Origin of the sequence: Zhongshania antarctica, from assembly GCF_014202945.1 — a bacterium.
Classification (GTDB): domain Bacteria; phylum Pseudomonadota; class Gammaproteobacteria; order Pseudomonadales; family Spongiibacteraceae; genus Spongiibacter; species Spongiibacter antarcticus.
The window spans coordinates 121,228-136,101 of the sequence record NZ_JACHHW010000007.1 but is presented as its reverse complement, the minus strand read 5'-3'; the positions used below and the strand labels follow the sequence as shown (position 1 = coordinate 136,101).

Below are 14,874 nucleotides of genomic sequence, written 5' to 3'. Positions count from 1 at the left end.
GTGATTCTGCACCTCTAGCCACGTGCTTCAGACCTTAGCAGCGCAATGTACCGCCCGCTACGTGAGGAATGATGTTATGGCTCCACGTAACCCCTGCAAGTCTTCCTCAGCGAAGATTATCCCATTCCCTCAGCGGCCATCCCGCGTTGAGCAACATAAAATTCTCCACGTTTCTCCCGAATACGAAGGCCTCTGCCTACTCTATGCCCACCACGTGCTTAGCCGCGACAAACTCTACGCCGTCAAGATCTTAGGCTGGGCGCGCTTGGCCAACGGCAAAGATGTCGCGTTACTCCCTTGGCTTAATGGCATTGCACGTTGTATTGATTTAGTTGATCCCCATTCAGGCCAGTCTCAGGGCTATTACGACCCCGCTAAAGAGCGGCGATTTAGCGAGGTGCCCACACACCACTTAGCTGCACTCGACGCCATGGCAGATTACCCTCTGCCAGCCGACGGCGGCTTTATACAGGAGTTCCCTGATTTCATTGGCAGCCACGCGGCCCTGCTCGGCGAAAATAAAGAATTTGAGCTACAACCTATCATCAGCTGGCGCTTACAGCAAAATGGCAATTTAGAGGGCATGGTGGCCAATATTAGTTTGGCCACGTATTTTCCGATTCTTGCCGGCGATGCGTGCTTGTTTGCCGTACAGAAGGACCCCGCCTTCCGCTACTTCTTTCAATATCATATTGCCAATCAGATTAAGGCCGGCGGCCCAGTTGCTACCCGCGCCCTAAGCCAGTTACTGCAATCCTGAACTACTAGGCCGAAACAGCACTATGTTCGCTATTTAGGCCTTTTGAACAAAATAGCGATATTGTTTGTCGCTTTCTTCTTTACCCAGCAAGGTGTGACCAAGAAAATTACAAAATTTCGGGATGTCACGGGTCGTCGCGGGATCGGTAGCAATAATTTCCAGTACTTCGCCGGAGGCAATGTCACGGATTTTATTGTGCAACATCATCACCGGTTCTGGGCAAAACAGGCCGCAAGTATCCAGTGTGTGATCTACTGCTATTGTCATTACTCTGTCCAAATCAATTAGTAACAGCGACGATTGCCGCCCTTAAGCTCAAAACACAAGGAACTCCAGACCTTAGTCCTTGGCGATAACCGTCCAACTTTCACTGTCAGGACAAAAAGCAATCGCTGCGCGCTTTTGCGTCAGCGCCTGACGCAACTGGCTTATTTTGGCCTCGGTACTAAGCTCCTGCTCACCGTAATCGGTACCCTCGCGGCTCACCAGCTCTTCGAGCATACCCTGGAAGGCGTCGGGACTGAGTTTTTGCCAGGGGATTTCAACATAATCATTATCATTCATGTACAGGTTTACCAAATTTAAGAGTCATTCGATCACTTTCGCCAATGGCTAAGTATTTTGCTTGCTGCTTTTCGCCTAAGCGTAAGCTCGGCGGGAGCGTCCACACCCCTTCCGGGTGGTGATGGCTGTCCTTTGAATTCGCATTAATTTCACTGCTTTCCAACAGTAAAAAGCCAGCCGCTTCAGCCTGAGCAATCACCAACTGCTCGCTAACATAGCCGCTCTTCACCATCGCAGCTATGCTTGCGTCAGGGTCTGCCCGATGCTCGACAACACCGAAAATGCCACCCGGCTTCAAGGCCGTGAACGCCGCCGCAAATACCTGCTCGACGACACCGGCTTTTAACCAGTTATGAACATTGCGAAAGGTCAGCACTTTGTCGACACTACCTGCGGGGGCAATCGCAAGGTATTCGGGCGCTTGTAAGGTGGTCACCGATAGCTTGTCGTAAACCTCCGGATTCGCCGCCAATTTTTGTTCAAAGGTGTGGCGAGATTTTTGGTAATACCCCACACCGCTGTCTTTAGCAAACTGAGCAGTATAAAGTTTTCCGCAATCGCGTAGCAGCGGCGCCAGTATCTCGGTATACCAGCCCCCTGCGCCAGGCCATAACTCAACGACTGTGTCGCAGGGCTGCACACCCAAAAACATCAAGGTTTCAGCTGGGTGCCTATAAACATCTCGCGCGCGACTTTCCGCGCTGCGGTGTGAGCCATCAACAACTCCTGGCCAACTAGGAGCTTCCCTAAGTAGTTCGGCTTCAGCAGCAACCATCATCAGCAACATAAAAAAACCAATAAATATCCGAGTCTGCGGCAATACTTTTTTTGTCATGGATTGATTCCTCAATTTATTGCTTGGTTTAAAGCTTCGCCAAATAGTCCCGCACATGATCAATTTTTTCCACCATACCTTGGTCTCTATCGCTGCGCGTAGCAATTTTAAGCTGAGTCGATATTCGCGGCGCGCCCATCTCGTGCACACGCAAATGACAGCGTTTAACCGAATCCATCACCACCTCCCACTCGCCCTCTATATTGGTGCCATAGGCATGCAGTTGGTGCTCTAAGCCCATGCCGGCAATGATTTTTTGGCACTCAGCAATATAGGGGGTCAACGACAATTCCCCGCCAAGGGGAATGATGCAAAAATCCACAATCACCTTCATACAAATCCCCACTTACACTCGCAATCTGCCCAGACTATACTCTAGTATCAGCACTCCAATAAAGAATAAGGGTACGCCGTGAACAGCTCATTGGTTTTTACTTTTTTAGGACAAGACCGCCCCGGCCTCGTTGAACGCTTAGCAGATATTGTCGCCGATCATCAGGGTAACTGGCTGGAAAGCCGTATGACCCAACTTGCAGGGCAATTTGCAGGCATCGTTCGCGTGGCCGTTAACGAAACGGACATTGACGAGCTCAGCAATGCGCTTTGCAGCTTAAATATAGAGGGCTTAACCATTCACATTCAGCCCGGTGTCAGCGACCCCGCACCCGGCGCGCGTGGCAAGCAATGTAAATTGCATATCTTAGGTAACGACCGCCCGGGCATTGTCCGCGAAGTTAGCCGCGCCCTTAAGCAACAACAGATTAACGTAATAGAAATGAGTTCTAACATCACCAGTGCCGCCATGAGCGGTGATGCCCTGTTCGAGGCTCATGTCAGCGCACAAATGCCTGCAGGCTGTGATTTTGACGAACTGGAAGATAGCCTCGACGCAATTGCCGAGCAACTCGATGTTGATATTGTTGTAAGTTAACTTACCGGGCTAGCCCCGCAAACGCTTTACGGCAAAAACCAGCGCCGCCGAGAGCAGCGCAACAACGCTAACGCCGGCGACACAGAGCAAGAAGTAGCTCGCAATATCCTGCCACGGCACGTCAAAGGTCCACACGGCAGAGGACACGAGCATCAGCGTTGCCAACACCGCTAACACCGGCGTGCGGTAACGCTTAAAGGTTTTTACATAATCTTGAATGACAGTGTTATCCACGCTAAACCTTTTGCTAAAAGAAAAACTCCGAGTGCCAGCACCCTTTTTCAACCCAATATATCTTCTCGCACCCACTCGCACCGCAATTTACCCGCCCCCTGCCCCGGCGCGTGAAAATCTTCTTCCGCCTGCCATACAAAAGTATGAGTACCGTTATAGGCCGTTTGTAGGTGCACCGTAGCGCTAACCCAGTACATTTTATGAAGCATGTTTTCGAATTGCCGTAGCCACTCGTCCCACTCGTGTTCAATGGCTTTATAAGAGCTACCAAAATGAATGACATCGGTTTGGCAGCCGCCAAAATCGATGGCTGGACGCGGTGCCGAAAACATTTCTCGGCACAAGAGTGGCCAGTCTTCAGCCGCGGGCAGCAAGGCCGTAACCAGCTGATTATTATCTCGCCGATTATCTAATGCAGCGAGATCTCGGGCGAACAGCATATCAGTAATGCAACCGTAAACGACGGATTCCTGGGCCATGGTGTTACCTGTTTAAAGAACTCAATGCGAGTCTACAAAAGCCTTCGCTTGGCAGCCAGTAGATTATTACTCTAAAGCCGCTTCCGGCTCCGCTTTTACGTCAAACCAGAACCAGGCCACAATATAGGCAACAATTGCGGCCGCAGCAGCGGCAACAAAACATTGCTGCGCGCTAATATCCCAGCCCCAGCCGCTCAGCAAAGCACCAGAGGCGCCGCCCAAACCAAAGCTAAGGCCGCTGTACATGGCCATACCCTGACCGTGATGGCCGGTAAACCAGTGACGAATAACTTCAATGCCGGCGGCATGAAAGCTGCCAAAACTGGCCGCGTGTAAGCATTGCGCCAGCACTAAAACAGCGGCGTGTTCAACAAAATACGCTATAAGCAGCCAACGCAACGCGGACAAACCCAAACTCCACAGCACAATTGCGCGCAAGCTATACCGCGCCAAGAGTCGATGCATAAACAAAAACAGCAGAACTTCAGCAATAACACCAAGCGACCAAAAGCCACCTATTAAGCTACGCGAATAGTCCTGCGCCTCAAGGTAGATACTGAAAAAGGTGTAGTACGGACCATGGGATAATTGCAGAAAAAAGCTCACCGCAAAAAAAGCAATGACGGCGGGTTGTCGCAAAATACCTTTAAGCGATTGCCGCTCAGCGTCTTGGCGCAAGCCACCCGGCTTTTCTACCACCAACAAACTCGCCAGCCATATACCGCTGAGTAAAATGGTGATGAGATAAAGCAACTGACCAATCGGGTGGTTGTCTAGCCACCAACCGATACCAATAACGGCAACAATAAAGCCAATAGAACCCCAAACCCGAATGAGGCTGTAACGACCATAGCGACCGGCAAGATGAGATAAAGTGAGCACATCAAATTGTGCCAGCACCGCATTCCAGAAAAAGCTGTAGCTTATGATAACGCCGGCTAGCCACCAAAAGTCCGACCGTAAAAACGCACCGGTGAAGGCCAGCATCGCCATAAAGGCACCAACGCGAATAATGCGGCTGCGATAGCCAAAACTGTCCGCCAACCAACCCCATAAGCTGGGTGCAAGTATTTTGGTGAGCATCACTAAGGATGTCAGAATTCCAATTTCTTCTGAGCTAAAGCCCAAGGACTTTAGGTACAGAGACCAATACGGTACCCAGGTACCTAAAAGGGCAAAATAAAAGAAATAAAATCCCGATAAACGCCAGTACGGCAGCGCAGCAGTCATACCGACATCAAGATGCGGCTGCGGGGATTACCGGGGTAGTCGAATGCACTCCACCATTTTGCCCACGATTGCGCAACAAGTGATCCATCAACACAATGGCCACCATTGCCTCCGCAATTGGCACCGCGCGGATGCCGACGCATGGGTCGTGACGGCCAGTTGTAATAACTTCTACTGCATTACCGTCAATATCAACTGTTTTCCCCGGGATCAAAATACTGGAGGTCGGCTTCAAGGCTAAATGCGCCACCAAATCTTGACCGCTAGAAATACCGCCTAAAATGCCACCTGCGTTATTCGAGGTAAATCCCTGAGGCGTAAGCTCGTCGCGATGTTCACTACCCAGTGCATCCACACAATCAAAACCAGCGCCAATCTCAACACCTTTCACCGCATTGATGCCCATTAACGCATGGGCAATATCGGCGTCGAGCCTATCGAATACGGGCTCGCCCAAACCCACTGGCATACCGCTAGCTACCACGGTGAGCTTAGCACCCACCGAATCACCAGCCTTACGCAGCTTCTGCATATACTCTTCCATCTGCGGCACTTTATCGGCATCTGGGCAAAAGAAGGGATTGGTTTCAACTACGCTCCAATCCACGCTATCAATTGCGATTGGACCAAGTTGAGATAAATAGCCGCGCACTTCTACGCCACAGTGCGTGGCTAAATACTTTTTAGCAACCGCGCCAGCCGCCACGCGCATCGCGGTCTCACGTGCAGACGAGCGACCACCGCCACGGTAATCGCGGCTGCCGTATTTTTGCTGGTAGGTGTAATCAGCATGCATCGGCCGAAACCGGTCTTTGATTTTGCCGTAATCTTTGGAGCGCTGATCGGTGTTTTCAATTAGCAGACCAATCGAGGTGCCGGTGGTTTTACCTTCAAACACCCCAGACAAAATCTTTACCACGTCGTCTTCACGGCGCTGTGTGGTATAGCGCGAGGTGCCCGGTTTGCGACGGTCCAGATCGAGCTGCAAATCGGCTTCACTCAGTTCAAGGCCAGGCGGGCAGCCATCAATAATGGCGCCCAGCGCCAAGCCGTGGCTCTCACCAAAGGTGGTGACCGAGAATAATTTACCGATGCTATTACCTGACATTGATTATCCCAACGCTATTCATTGACGACCTACCGCGCAGTTACTCGCGGCCAGCCAAATTACTGATGAAGAATTATACGGTAAAGCTCGGCTAAGGTCAGAGCTTCAGGCAAAACTCTCTGCATATTCAAGCAATTGCTCACGACTCATGGCAAACACACCATGACCACCATGCTCAAATTCGAGCCACATAAACGGCACTGTTGGGAACGCGTCATCAAGCGCCACGCAGCTATTCCCCACCTCAACAATTAATACCCCCTCCTCATTGAGATGGTTTGCCGCCTCGCGCAAAATACGCCGGGTAATATCTAGGCCATCCGGGCCAGAGGCTAAGCCTAGCGCCGGCTCGCGCTGATACTCGGCGGGCATCGCTGCTAAATCTTGAGCATCAACATAGGGGGGATTACTAACGATGAGGTCATAGGTTTGACCGCCCAGCAAGTCAAACACATCCGACTGCACGGCACTGACCCGATCCCCCAAGTCATGACGGGCAATATTAATATCGGCGACATTAAGCGCATCCAGCGAAATATCCACTAAATCGACCATCGCCTCGTCAAATTGGTAAGCACAGGCGATACCAATACAACCGCTGCCAGTGCACAGATCAAGGATTCGCTGAGGGCGCGCGGACAGCCACGGCTCAAAATCTTGAGCAATAAGCTCGGCAATCGGTGAGCGTGGCACTAAAACCCGCTCATCGACATAAAACGACAAACCTGCAAACCAGGCCTCGTTGGTGAGGTAAGCAGCAGGTAGGCGCTCCTCTACCCGGCGCTGAATAAGCGCCAGCACTTTCTGCCGCTCGACAAGCGTCAAACGCGCGTCGAGTAAGGCCGGATCCGTGCCCAAAGGCAAATGAAGTCCGTGAAATACCAGCATTCTCGCTTCATCAAAGGCATTGTCGGTGCCGTGACCAAAAAATAAGCCGGCACGTCCAAATTCGCTAATGGCCCAGCGCAAATAATCTCGGAGAGTATGCAGCTCTCGACCAATCTCGTCGTTACTTGTCACAAACCTACTCCCTTCAGATAAAAACCAATTTTACACTGCTCAAGCAGAATAATCCTGTACCTATTTATAACTAAAGACGCCACAGCATTTGGCAGCTGAGGGTCTGTTTGTTACTATTCGTTCCCGACAACGCGCTAAGGAAGTGACGTGGAAAAAGCGTTTGCAGATATCATAAAAAAAATTGGCGAAGATCCCACCCGAGACGGTTTGCTCGACACTCCAGCTCGCGCGGCCAAAGCCTTTGAATTTTTGACCGAAGGCTATCGTCGCAGCGTAAAAGACGTTGTTAACAACGCCCTATTCGATTCTGACTGCAATGAAATGGTGGTAGTTTCAGACATCGAGCTTTACTCATTGTGTGAACACCACCTACTGCCCTTTATTGGCAAATGTCATGTCGCCTATATTCCCAGCGGCAAAGTGCTAGGCCTCTCGAAGGTGGCGCGCATTGTCGACTTATACGCCCGCCGGCTGCAGATTCAAGAAGGCCTGACAACCCAGATTGCCAAGACTATTATGGATGTCACTGGCTCAGAGGGTGTAGGCGTTATTATCGAAGCTCGCCATATGTGCATGATGATGCGCGGCGTGGAAAAACAAAATTCGATTATGCGCACGAGTGCCATGCTAGGCGTATTTAAAGACAACAACGCAACCCGTACTGAGTTTCTGTCACTAATTAACCGACCTGCCTAACAAGGCGTAAGCAGTTTGATAGTAAAAAAGCCCCTAAAAGGGGCTTTTTTGCATCTTAGCGCAGGTAAGCTATTAGCAGACTTAGTCGTCAGTCTGGCCGAGCCCTAAAAACGCCTTCACCCACAGCGCTATTTGCCGCGCCTGCCCATCCATATGACAGTGGTGCCCACCTTCAATATGCTGAATTTCAAAGCCACTCAGCAATGTCGCCGGCAATGTGGTTAACAAACGACCGAAACCTTGATCGGCAACGACAAGCATACTGGGCGCCACAATTGCGCCCATATTGGCGTGCAATTGCGCCAAACTTAGCTTCACTGGCGAGGCCAGTTTAAGCCGACGATCGCTTCGCCAATACACTCGCCCGTCTTCGCCACAGTAACTGCCACGCTCAACAATAAGGCGAGCCGCCACTTCGGACATCGGCGTTGCAGCTCGCCGGGCTGCTACCGCATCAGACAAGGCAATATGGCCTTTATCACCACCACCAAGCTGGGCAAAATCACGTAAATAACGACCGAGCTGAACAGGGAAATCAGCTGGGTCTTCAGGTGGGGGGAGAAACCCATCAAGACAGATTAAATGAGAAATCTGTTCTGGCATCGCGCCAGCCAGCAGACTGGCCATTATCGCCCCTCTCGAGTGACCGATCAGTACAAATTTCGGCCAAGCCATCTGCTCCGCAACAGCCAGAACAAAACGCAAATCATCCCAAATAGCGTAACTACCTGAAGCGGGTTTGTGGTCACTCAAACCATGACCCGGCAAATCCAATGCCAGTAACTGAAGCTCGGGTAGGCCCTGCGCCAATGCGTCGAAGCTGGCCGCATTATCTAGCCAGCCGTGAAGTGCAATAGCAGGAACACCACTACTCCCCCACTGCTTGGCACTAATAGTCATTCCATCAACAACAAACTGGCGCTCTTGCGCTATCGACATAGATCCGCCTTAGCGCCCATTATGGTCGTAATTGGGGTAGTGCCGTAGCCATTGCAAGCTGGCACAACCCTGACTAAACACGTCGCCCTGCATCATGGCCATACTCGCCGTCTGCATACCCCAATAGCTTTGCGCTTCGGCACCGTGCCAATGATTAATTGCATTGCTCAACAACGGATTATGGGCGACCAACATCAGACGCTCGCCACTAAAGGTCGCCAACATCGCTTCTAATTCCGATAAGGGCGTCTCTGGGGTAAGCGAGGATTTTATACGCGGCCGCAGCTGCCATTGCCGATTAAATATCTCAGCGCTCTCTACCGCTCGCTTGTAAGGGCTAACCCACAGTTCCTCTGGCTGCCACTGGCTGGTCGTCAACCACTCCGATGCAGCGCAGATTTCCGTTTTACCGACCGTCGTCAAGGTTCGTTCAATATCGGTTTGAGTGTCCCACGACGCCGCGCCGTGACGTACTAGCAAAATTTCCATAAGCCCCTAATATAAGCCCGAAATAGTCTGTATCTGCTATTGCAGGGTAAATTCAACATCGCGATTTTGCTCAGCGCACATCATGGTGCCGATAACGTCACCAACCTTGCAGCCATTGTAAATAATATCGTAGAGCCCATGTACCAAAGGCATATAGATATCGAGCAACTCCGATTGTTCTTTCATTAACCGCAGCGTGTTTACGCCCTCAGCGACTTGCCCCAAACTTGCCACCACTTCACTGAGGTCTCGCCCCTGCCCAAGTTCAAAACCGACGCGGTAGTTACGACTAAGTGGCGAAGTGCAGGTAACAAATAAATCCCCGACGCCGGCCAAGCCTAAGAAAGTAAGTGGGTCTGCGCCCTTAATAACTGCGTAGCGGCTCATTTCAGCCAAACTGCGAGTTATCAGCATACTAATTGTATTATGTCCGCAACCCAAAGCGGCCGCCATACCCGCAGTGATAGCGTAAACATTTTTCAAGGCACCAGCCAACTCGACACCATACATATCGCTGCCGGCGTATACCCGAAAATAGGAACACTGCAGCAAGTCTTGAATCGTACTGGTAACACCAGGGTCTTTACTCGCCACCACGGTACCGGTAATCATTCGCGCCGCGAGCTCTTTCGCTAAATTCGGGCCGCTCAAAATTCCCACCCTAACCTGCGGCAACTCTTCCAGCAGGACTTCGCTCATTAACTTATTAGTTTCAAACTCAATACCTTTGGTGGTACTGATTAAAATGGTTCCCGGCGCAATACAGTCAGCAAGTTGTCGAGCAACCTCTCGACTGGACTTACTGGGAATAGAAAAAAATACGGTATCGCAGCCCGCCACAGTTTCCTGTAAATCGGCGCTAGCACGCAGGGCTGGATTTAGCTTGATTCCTGGCAGATAAACTTCGTTAGTATGAAGCTCATTGACCTCTTTAACCCGTTCTGGGGTCCGCATCCACTGACAGGTGTCGTGGCCATTATCGGCAATAATATTAGCAATCGCGGTACCAAAACTACCACCGCCAATAACGGCAACCTTATGTTTTGTAGCCATACTTTACTTCTACCTGCTAGTTATTATTAGAGAGTCTAGCACTGCTGCAATAGCCCCTAATACAAAAAAGGCGGCTTTCGCCGCCTTAATTTATAGTTTACGCACTCAATTCTAGCAGTAATTTATTGAGCTTGTGTACATAGCCCGCGGGATCATCCAGCTGAGCCCCCTCGGCCAAATGTGCTTGGTCAAAGAGGATGCCAACCAAATCAGCAAAACGGTCCTCATCCGTTTCTTTATCAAGTTTAAGCACCAAGGGATGCTCAGGATTGAGTTCAAAAACGGGCTTGCTCGGCGGTAGCGCCTGACCTGCGGCCTCTAACATTCTGCGCATTTGCGCGCCCATATCGTCTTCAGTAACCACTAAGCACGCTGGCGACTCCGTCAGGCGACTCGTCACCCGCACTTTCTCGACCTTGTCAGTCAATACAGTGTTTACCCGTTCAACCAAATCCTTATGTGCCTCAGCGGACGCCTCGTGTGCCTTTTTCTCAGCTTCGTCTTCAAGGTCACCCAGATCTAAATCACCGCGACCTACGTCCAAGAAGGACTTGCCGTCGAACTCGGCGAGGTGATTCATCAACCAATCGTCTACTCGCTCAGACAGCAGCAAGACTTCGATGCCCTTCTTGCGGAACACTTCAAGGTGAGGGCTGCTAGAAGCGGTTTTGTGACTTTCGCCAACCACATAATAAATCTTAGTTTGCCCTTCCTTCATACGTGCGACGTAATCTTCTAGCGAATGTGTCTGCTCGGCCTTATTGTCATGGGTAGTCGCAAAACGCAGTAATTTAGCGATTTTTTCTTTATTGCTGAAATCTTCAGCGGGGCCTTCTTTCATCACCTGCCCAAAGGCTTTCCAGAACTGCTGGTACTTCTCAACATCACTTTTCGCGAGTTTGCTCAGCATATCTAGCACGCGCTTCGTTAAAGCGCTCTTCATAGCATCAACTGCTGGGTCTTGCTGCAGAATTTCGCGGGATACGTTCAAAGACAGGTCATTAGAATCGATAACCCCCTTCACAAAACGCAAATACAGCGGCAGGAATTGCTCGGCATCGTCCATGATAAACGTGCGCTGAACATAAAGTTTCAAACCCCGAGCGGCGTCGCGATTCCATAAATCCATCGGCGCTTGACCAGGAAGATACAGCAAGCTGGTGTACTCCAGCTTACCTTCTACTTTGTTGTGACTCCAATGTAAGGCTGGGCTGAAATCGTGACTAACATGCTTGTAAAAGGCCTGATACTCTTCTTCAGTAACGTCACTGCGCGAACGCGTCCACAAGGCGGTGGCACTGTTTACCGCTTCAAACTCCGGCACTTTCTGCTCTTCGCCTTCTTTAGCGGCGGGGACGTTTTCAAGCATTTGCACTGGAATACTGATGTGATCTGAGTACTTTTTGATAATTGAGCGAACCCGCCAATCATCGGTAAACTCGATGTCTTCTTTGCGTAAATGCAGAATAACAGTCGTACCGCGGTCCGCCTTTTCACATGACTCAATAGAGAAATCGGCTTCGCCGCTAGACTCCCAGTGCACGGCGTCTGCCGCCGTTAAGCCCGCGCGACGGGTAAACACCTCAACCCGCTCAGCCACGATAAAGGCCGAATAAAAGCCAACGCCGAACTGGCCAATTAACTGAGAATCTTTCTTGCCGTCACCACTGAGATTTTTCAGAAACTCGGCGGTACCCGAACGGGCGATCGTGCCCAAATTATTAATCACTTCTTCCCGAGACATGCCGATGCCGTTATCGCTCAGGGTCAGGGTATTGGCGTCTTTATCAAGGGTGATACGTATACGTAAGTCAGGGTCGTCTTCATACAGGGCGCCATCTGCTAGGGCCTCGTAACGAAGCTTGTCTGCGGCATCAGAGGCGTTAGAAATCAGCTCACGAAGAAAGATTTCTTTATTGCTATACATTGAGTGAATCATTAACTGAAGCATTTGCTTGGCTTCAGTTTGAAAACCCAGAGTTTCTTTTTCTGCTGTTGACATTATTTCCACCTTTTAATACTAAATTAAGTATGCCCGCCGCTTAAGACGGACAGTATTTGAAAGATGGGGACTTTTAGTGGGTTTTCAAGAGGTCTACCGACTTAATATTGCTCGGGTAGCACACGATCCAGAATGACCGACAAATCAACACCCTCGGGCAGACAGCCGTAAATTGCCTGACGCCCCGCCAACCGCGACCGTATAAAGGCATCGGCAACGGCAGGCGGCGCGTAGCGCACTAATAGCGATGCTTGCATAGTCAACGCAAGCTGTTCGACTAATTGCCGCGCCTGGCAAGCCGGATCTCGCAACGCTTTAAACGCGTCCTGCAACTTATCTACGGCACGATCCAAGTCTGGGATAAGGCCAGTTGAGCTAGCCAGCTCCGCGAACCACTGCTCCAGTGCCGCTGGCGTTTTCGCAATGGCGCGCAGTACGTCGAGTGCCTGAATATTACCTGAGCCCTCCCAAATGGCGTTGATCGGGGCCTCACGATACAGCCGCGGCATGATGCAGTTTTCAATGACGCCATTACCACCTAAACACTCCATCGCCTCGTAAGCGTGCCCTGGTGTACGTTTACAAATCCAAAACTTGCCAACCGCCGTGCCTAAGCGCATTAATAACTGTTCAGCGGGATCGCTGCTATTATCCAGCGCCCTCGCCATGCGCATGGTGAGCGCCAGGGAACCCTCAACCTCTAATTGCAGGTCAGCTAATACATTTTGCATCAGGGGCTGATCAATTAAACGAGCACCAAAAGCCTGGCGCTTTCGGGCATGATGCACAGCCTGCACCACCGCCTGACGCTGACCAGCGCTGGAGCCAACCATGCAATCGAAGCGAGTTAGCGCGACCATTTCAATAATTGCCGGAACGCCCCGCCCCTCTTCGCCAACCATCCAGCCATGGGCTTGACGTAGCTCAACTTCAGAAGAGGCATTCGAGACATTGCCCATTTTATTCTTGAGCCGCTGTAAATACAGGCCATTTTTCTGACCATCCTCACGCCAGCGCGGCACCAAAAAGCAACTTAGCCCGCCGTCTGTTTTTGCCAGCATTAAAAACGCGTCACACATTGGTGCCGACAAAAACCATTTATGGCCATTTAGCGCATAAAGCGCGCCGCTGCCCCGACCGCTGAGTGAAGTTGCAGCGGTGGTATTGGCCTGAACATCGGAGCCACCCTGCTTCTCGGTCATGCCCATACCAATGGTCACGGCGCGCTTTTCAAAATAGGGTATATTGTCAGGCTGATAGGCGTTATCGAGTATTTTAGGCAACCATGCATCCGCCAGACGCGGCGTCAACTTTAAAGTAGGCACCGAGGCGAAAGTCATGGTTAAAGGACAGCCGTGACCGGCATCTATTTGTGATTGCATATAACTTAGCGCCGCGCGCTGAACGTGGGCGTGTTTGGCGCCGGCCCGCCAAGGGCCCGAGTGAATCCCAGCACTTAAGGCCATATCCATTAACTGATGATAGGCAGGATGAAAGCGGACTAAATCCACGCGATGACCAAAGCGATCATGGGTGTCGAGCTGGGGTTTATTGTCGTTGGCTTCATAACCCCAGTTAATAACATCTGCGCGACCACAGCGCTCGCCGTAGGCGCTAAGTACGCCTTCGTCGATAGCACCGTTGGCCTTGAGGGTTTGCTGTAAAGGGAGGTCACTGCCGTAAAGATTGTAGTTTTCCAAGGCCAGTGATTGATTAAAAACCTCGTGGGTATCAGCGGGGTTGACGGTACCGACATCCGCATTTGAGTTGATCACTGGCATCTTTTATTCCTCTAAAACATCAACATTGCGCACCGACGGCGCGCAGGCAAAATAATCGCAACGCGGCAATCGTATCCGCATCGCAAGCTCGGTTATCCAGGGGCCCCAACAAGCTTTCCGCCATAGCGCCAACCAAGGCTGCTGCAGAAAGCCCCGCGCTCTGAGGCGCAAATTCACCATTTGCTATACCCGCCTGTACCACAGTTTCAAACAAGGCTGTGTAGGTTTTTCTATACTGTAATCTAGCGAGGTCTACGGCGGGATCTACCGGCTCAGCAATGAGCGCCCACGCTAATTTGGGCGCGGCAAAGGCGCGGACCGCAAATACTTCTGCCGCCGCAGCCAAACACGCAGCGGGACCGCCATTGCCATTCAGCGCCTCGCGCACGGCACCGACCTCTCGGCTCGTCGCGCGTTTAAACACTTCCGTCGCCAACTCATCCTTACCGCTAAAATAGCGGTAGACCGTACCGACCCCGACCCCGGCCCCTTCGGCTACCGCCTGAATTGTTAGGGCGCCAAAACCGCCCTCTCGCACAAGGGTTTCAGCGGTATGCAATAAACCGGATTTTTGCGCCACTTTTCGTTGTCTAACTAAATCCGTTTCCCGATACGCCATGCTATTTACCTACCTCACGCCAAACAAGTGAATCATGATTCATTTCTTTAAACAAGCGCTCGCTTTAAATAATGCGCATCGCCACAAAGTGAATCACCAGAACGCAAAAAGGCGGCCGAAGCCGCCTTTTCTAC

At 51.2% G+C, this 14,874-nt stretch carries 18 protein-coding genes; 3 read left to right on the top strand and 15 right to left on the bottom strand.

Features of this window, described 5'->3' with window-relative positions:
- The first annotated feature begins 76 nt into the window (after positions 1-76).
- A complete protein-coding gene (locus HNQ57_RS13530) occupies positions 77-760 on the top strand; it encodes a hypothetical protein (protein ID WP_184463853.1) in 684 nt (227 codons plus the stop codon).
- 33 nt (positions 761-793) lie between these two features.
- Here the strand turns inward: HNQ57_RS13530 and tusA are convergent, their stop codons facing one another.
- The 4 genes from tusA to HNQ57_RS13510 all read right to left on the bottom strand — a co-directional run bounded on the left by tusA (position 794) and on the right by HNQ57_RS13510 (position 2,493).
- A complete protein-coding gene (tusA, locus tag HNQ57_RS13525) occupies positions 794-1,027 on the bottom strand; it encodes a sulfurtransferase TusA (protein ID WP_184463852.1) in 234 nt (77 codons plus the stop codon).
- A gap of 72 nt (positions 1,028-1,099) precedes the next feature.
- The gene (locus HNQ57_RS13520) at positions 1,100-1,324 is read right to left on the bottom strand and encodes a YheU family protein (RefSeq protein ID WP_008249978.1); all 225 of its coding nucleotides are present in this window, start codon (positions 1,322-1,324) and stop codon (positions 1,100-1,102) included.
- Positions 1,317-2,159: a class I SAM-dependent methyltransferase gene (locus HNQ57_RS13515; protein WP_184463850.1), complete on the bottom strand. Its 843-nt coding sequence runs from the start codon at positions 2,157-2,159 to the stop codon at positions 1,317-1,319. The genes HNQ57_RS13520 and HNQ57_RS13515 overlap by 8 nt, the downstream gene beginning before the upstream one ends.
- Positions 2,160-2,187: 28 nt before the next feature.
- Positions 2,188-2,493 carry an MTH1187 family thiamine-binding protein gene (locus HNQ57_RS13510; RefSeq protein WP_184463848.1) on the bottom strand — a complete coding sequence of 102 codons (306 nt, stop codon included), beginning with the start codon at positions 2,491-2,493 and terminating at the stop codon, positions 2,188-2,190.
- A gap of 78 nt (positions 2,494-2,571) precedes the next feature.
- Between HNQ57_RS13510 and HNQ57_RS13505 the strand changes: the two genes are divergently transcribed.
- Positions 2,572-3,090 (top strand): glycine cleavage system transcriptional repressor, encoded by a 519-nt coding sequence (locus HNQ57_RS13505; protein ID WP_184463846.1) that lies wholly within the window; start codon positions 2,572-2,574, stop codon positions 3,088-3,090.
- Positions 3,091-3,099: 9 nt separating this feature from the next.
- Here the strand turns inward: HNQ57_RS13505 and HNQ57_RS13500 are convergent, their stop codons facing one another.
- From HNQ57_RS13500 to prmB, 5 genes are all read right to left on the bottom strand, one after another.
- Entirely contained in the window at positions 3,100-3,324 is a 225-nt protein-coding gene (locus tag HNQ57_RS13500; RefSeq protein WP_184463844.1) for a hypothetical protein, read from the bottom strand.
- A 47-nt stretch (positions 3,325-3,371) separates the two neighbouring features.
- The gene (locus HNQ57_RS13495) at positions 3,372-3,803 is read right to left on the bottom strand and encodes a hypothetical protein (protein ID WP_008249971.1); all 432 of its coding nucleotides are present in this window, start codon (positions 3,801-3,803) and stop codon (positions 3,372-3,374) included.
- A gap of 66 nt (positions 3,804-3,869) precedes the next feature.
- Positions 3,870-5,033, bottom strand: coding sequence for an MFS transporter (locus tag HNQ57_RS13490; protein WP_184463842.1), 1,164 nt, complete (start codon positions 5,031-5,033; stop codon positions 3,870-3,872).
- 7 nt (positions 5,034-5,040) lie between these two features.
- On the bottom strand, positions 5,041-6,141 hold the full coding sequence (aroC, locus tag HNQ57_RS13485; RefSeq protein ID WP_184463840.1) for a chorismate synthase: 1,101 nt from the start codon (positions 6,139-6,141) through the stop codon (positions 5,041-5,043).
- Positions 6,142-6,246: 105 nt separating this feature from the next.
- Positions 6,247-7,161 (bottom strand): 50S ribosomal protein L3 N(5)-glutamine methyltransferase, encoded by a 915-nt coding sequence (prmB, locus tag HNQ57_RS13480; RefSeq protein WP_184463832.1) that lies wholly within the window; start codon positions 7,159-7,161, stop codon positions 6,247-6,249.
- Positions 7,162-7,308: 147 nt separating this feature from the next.
- Here prmB and folE point away from each other — a divergent pair, with 147 nt between their 5' ends.
- The gene (folE, locus tag HNQ57_RS13475; RefSeq protein ID WP_184463830.1) at positions 7,309-7,857 is read left to right on the top strand and encodes a GTP cyclohydrolase I FolE; all 549 of its coding nucleotides are present in this window, start codon (positions 7,309-7,311) and stop codon (positions 7,855-7,857) included.
- 81 nt (positions 7,858-7,938) lie between these two features.
- Here folE and HNQ57_RS13470 read toward each other — a convergent pair whose 3' ends face one another.
- From HNQ57_RS13470 to HNQ57_RS13445, 6 genes are all read right to left on the bottom strand, one after another.
- Positions 7,939-8,796 (bottom strand): alpha/beta fold hydrolase, encoded by an 858-nt coding sequence (locus HNQ57_RS13470; RefSeq protein ID WP_184463828.1) that lies wholly within the window; start codon positions 8,794-8,796, stop codon positions 7,939-7,941.
- A gap of 9 nt (positions 8,797-8,805) precedes the next feature.
- A complete protein-coding gene (locus tag HNQ57_RS13465; RefSeq protein WP_184463826.1) occupies positions 8,806-9,285 on the bottom strand; it encodes a SixA phosphatase family protein in 480 nt (159 codons plus the stop codon).
- A 36-nt stretch (positions 9,286-9,321) separates the two neighbouring features.
- Positions 9,322-10,338 (bottom strand): NAD(P)H-dependent glycerol-3-phosphate dehydrogenase, encoded by a 1,017-nt coding sequence (locus tag HNQ57_RS13460; protein ID WP_184463824.1) that lies wholly within the window; start codon positions 10,336-10,338, stop codon positions 9,322-9,324.
- 97 nt (positions 10,339-10,435) lie between these two features.
- On the bottom strand, positions 10,436-12,340 hold the full coding sequence (gene htpG, locus HNQ57_RS13455) for a molecular chaperone HtpG (protein ID WP_184463822.1): 1,905 nt from the start codon (positions 12,338-12,340) through the stop codon (positions 10,436-10,438).
- A 101-nt stretch (positions 12,341-12,441) separates the two neighbouring features.
- Positions 12,442-14,121, bottom strand: a complete 1,680-nt coding sequence (locus HNQ57_RS13450; protein WP_184463820.1) for an acyl-CoA dehydrogenase family protein — start codon at positions 14,119-14,121, stop codon at positions 12,442-12,444.
- A gap of 19 nt (positions 14,122-14,140) precedes the next feature.
- The gene (locus tag HNQ57_RS13445; protein WP_184463818.1) at positions 14,141-14,740 is read right to left on the bottom strand and encodes a TetR/AcrR family transcriptional regulator; all 600 of its coding nucleotides are present in this window, start codon (positions 14,738-14,740) and stop codon (positions 14,141-14,143) included.
- Between the last annotated feature and the right edge of the window lie 134 nt (positions 14,741-14,874).

Bases quoted from the DNA above. Each gene is read 5' to 3' on its own strand.
- htpG (WP_184463822.1), bottom strand. From the start codon at position 12,340: ATGTCAACAGCAGAAAAAGAAACTCTGGGTTTTCAAACTGAAGCCAAG.
- HNQ57_RS13510 (WP_184463848.1), bottom strand. From the start codon at position 2,493: ATGAAGGTGATTGTGGATTTTTGCATCATTCCCCTTGGCGGGGAATTG.
- HNQ57_RS13465 (WP_184463826.1), bottom strand. From the start codon at position 9,285: ATGGAAATTTTGCTAGTACGTCACGGCGCGGCGTCGTGGGACACTCAA.
- HNQ57_RS13490 (WP_184463842.1), bottom strand. From the start codon at position 5,033: ATGACTGCTGCGCTGCCGTACTGGCGTTTATCGGGATTTTATTTCTTT.
- tusA (WP_184463852.1), bottom strand. From the start codon at position 1,027: ATGACAATAGCAGTAGATCACACACTGGATACTTGCGGCCTGTTTTGC.
- HNQ57_RS13460 (WP_184463824.1), bottom strand. From the start codon at position 10,338: ATGGCTACAAAACATAAGGTTGCCGTTATTGGCGGTGGTAGTTTTGGT.
- aroC (WP_184463840.1), bottom strand. From the start codon at position 6,141: ATGTCAGGTAATAGCATCGGTAAATTATTCTCGGTCACCACCTTTGGT.
- HNQ57_RS13495 (WP_008249971.1), bottom strand. From the start codon at position 3,803: ATGGCCCAGGAATCCGTCGTTTACGGTTGCATTACTGATATGCTGTTC.
- HNQ57_RS13520 (WP_008249978.1), bottom strand. From the start codon at position 1,324: ATGAATGATAATGATTATGTTGAAATCCCCTGGCAAAAACTCAGTCCC.
- HNQ57_RS13530 (WP_184463853.1), top strand. From the start codon at position 77: ATGGCTCCACGTAACCCCTGCAAGTCTTCCTCAGCGAAGATTATCCCA.
- HNQ57_RS13470 (WP_184463828.1), bottom strand. From the start codon at position 8,796: ATGTCGATAGCGCAAGAGCGCCAGTTTGTTGTTGATGGAATGACTATT.
- HNQ57_RS13445 (WP_184463818.1), bottom strand. From the start codon at position 14,740: ATGGCGTATCGGGAAACGGATTTAGTTAGACAACGAAAAGTGGCGCAA.
- HNQ57_RS13450 (WP_184463820.1), bottom strand. From the start codon at position 14,121: ATGCCAGTGATCAACTCAAATGCGGATGTCGGTACCGTCAACCCCGCT.
- HNQ57_RS13515 (WP_184463850.1), bottom strand. From the start codon at position 2,159: ATGACAAAAAAAGTATTGCCGCAGACTCGGATATTTATTGGTTTTTTT.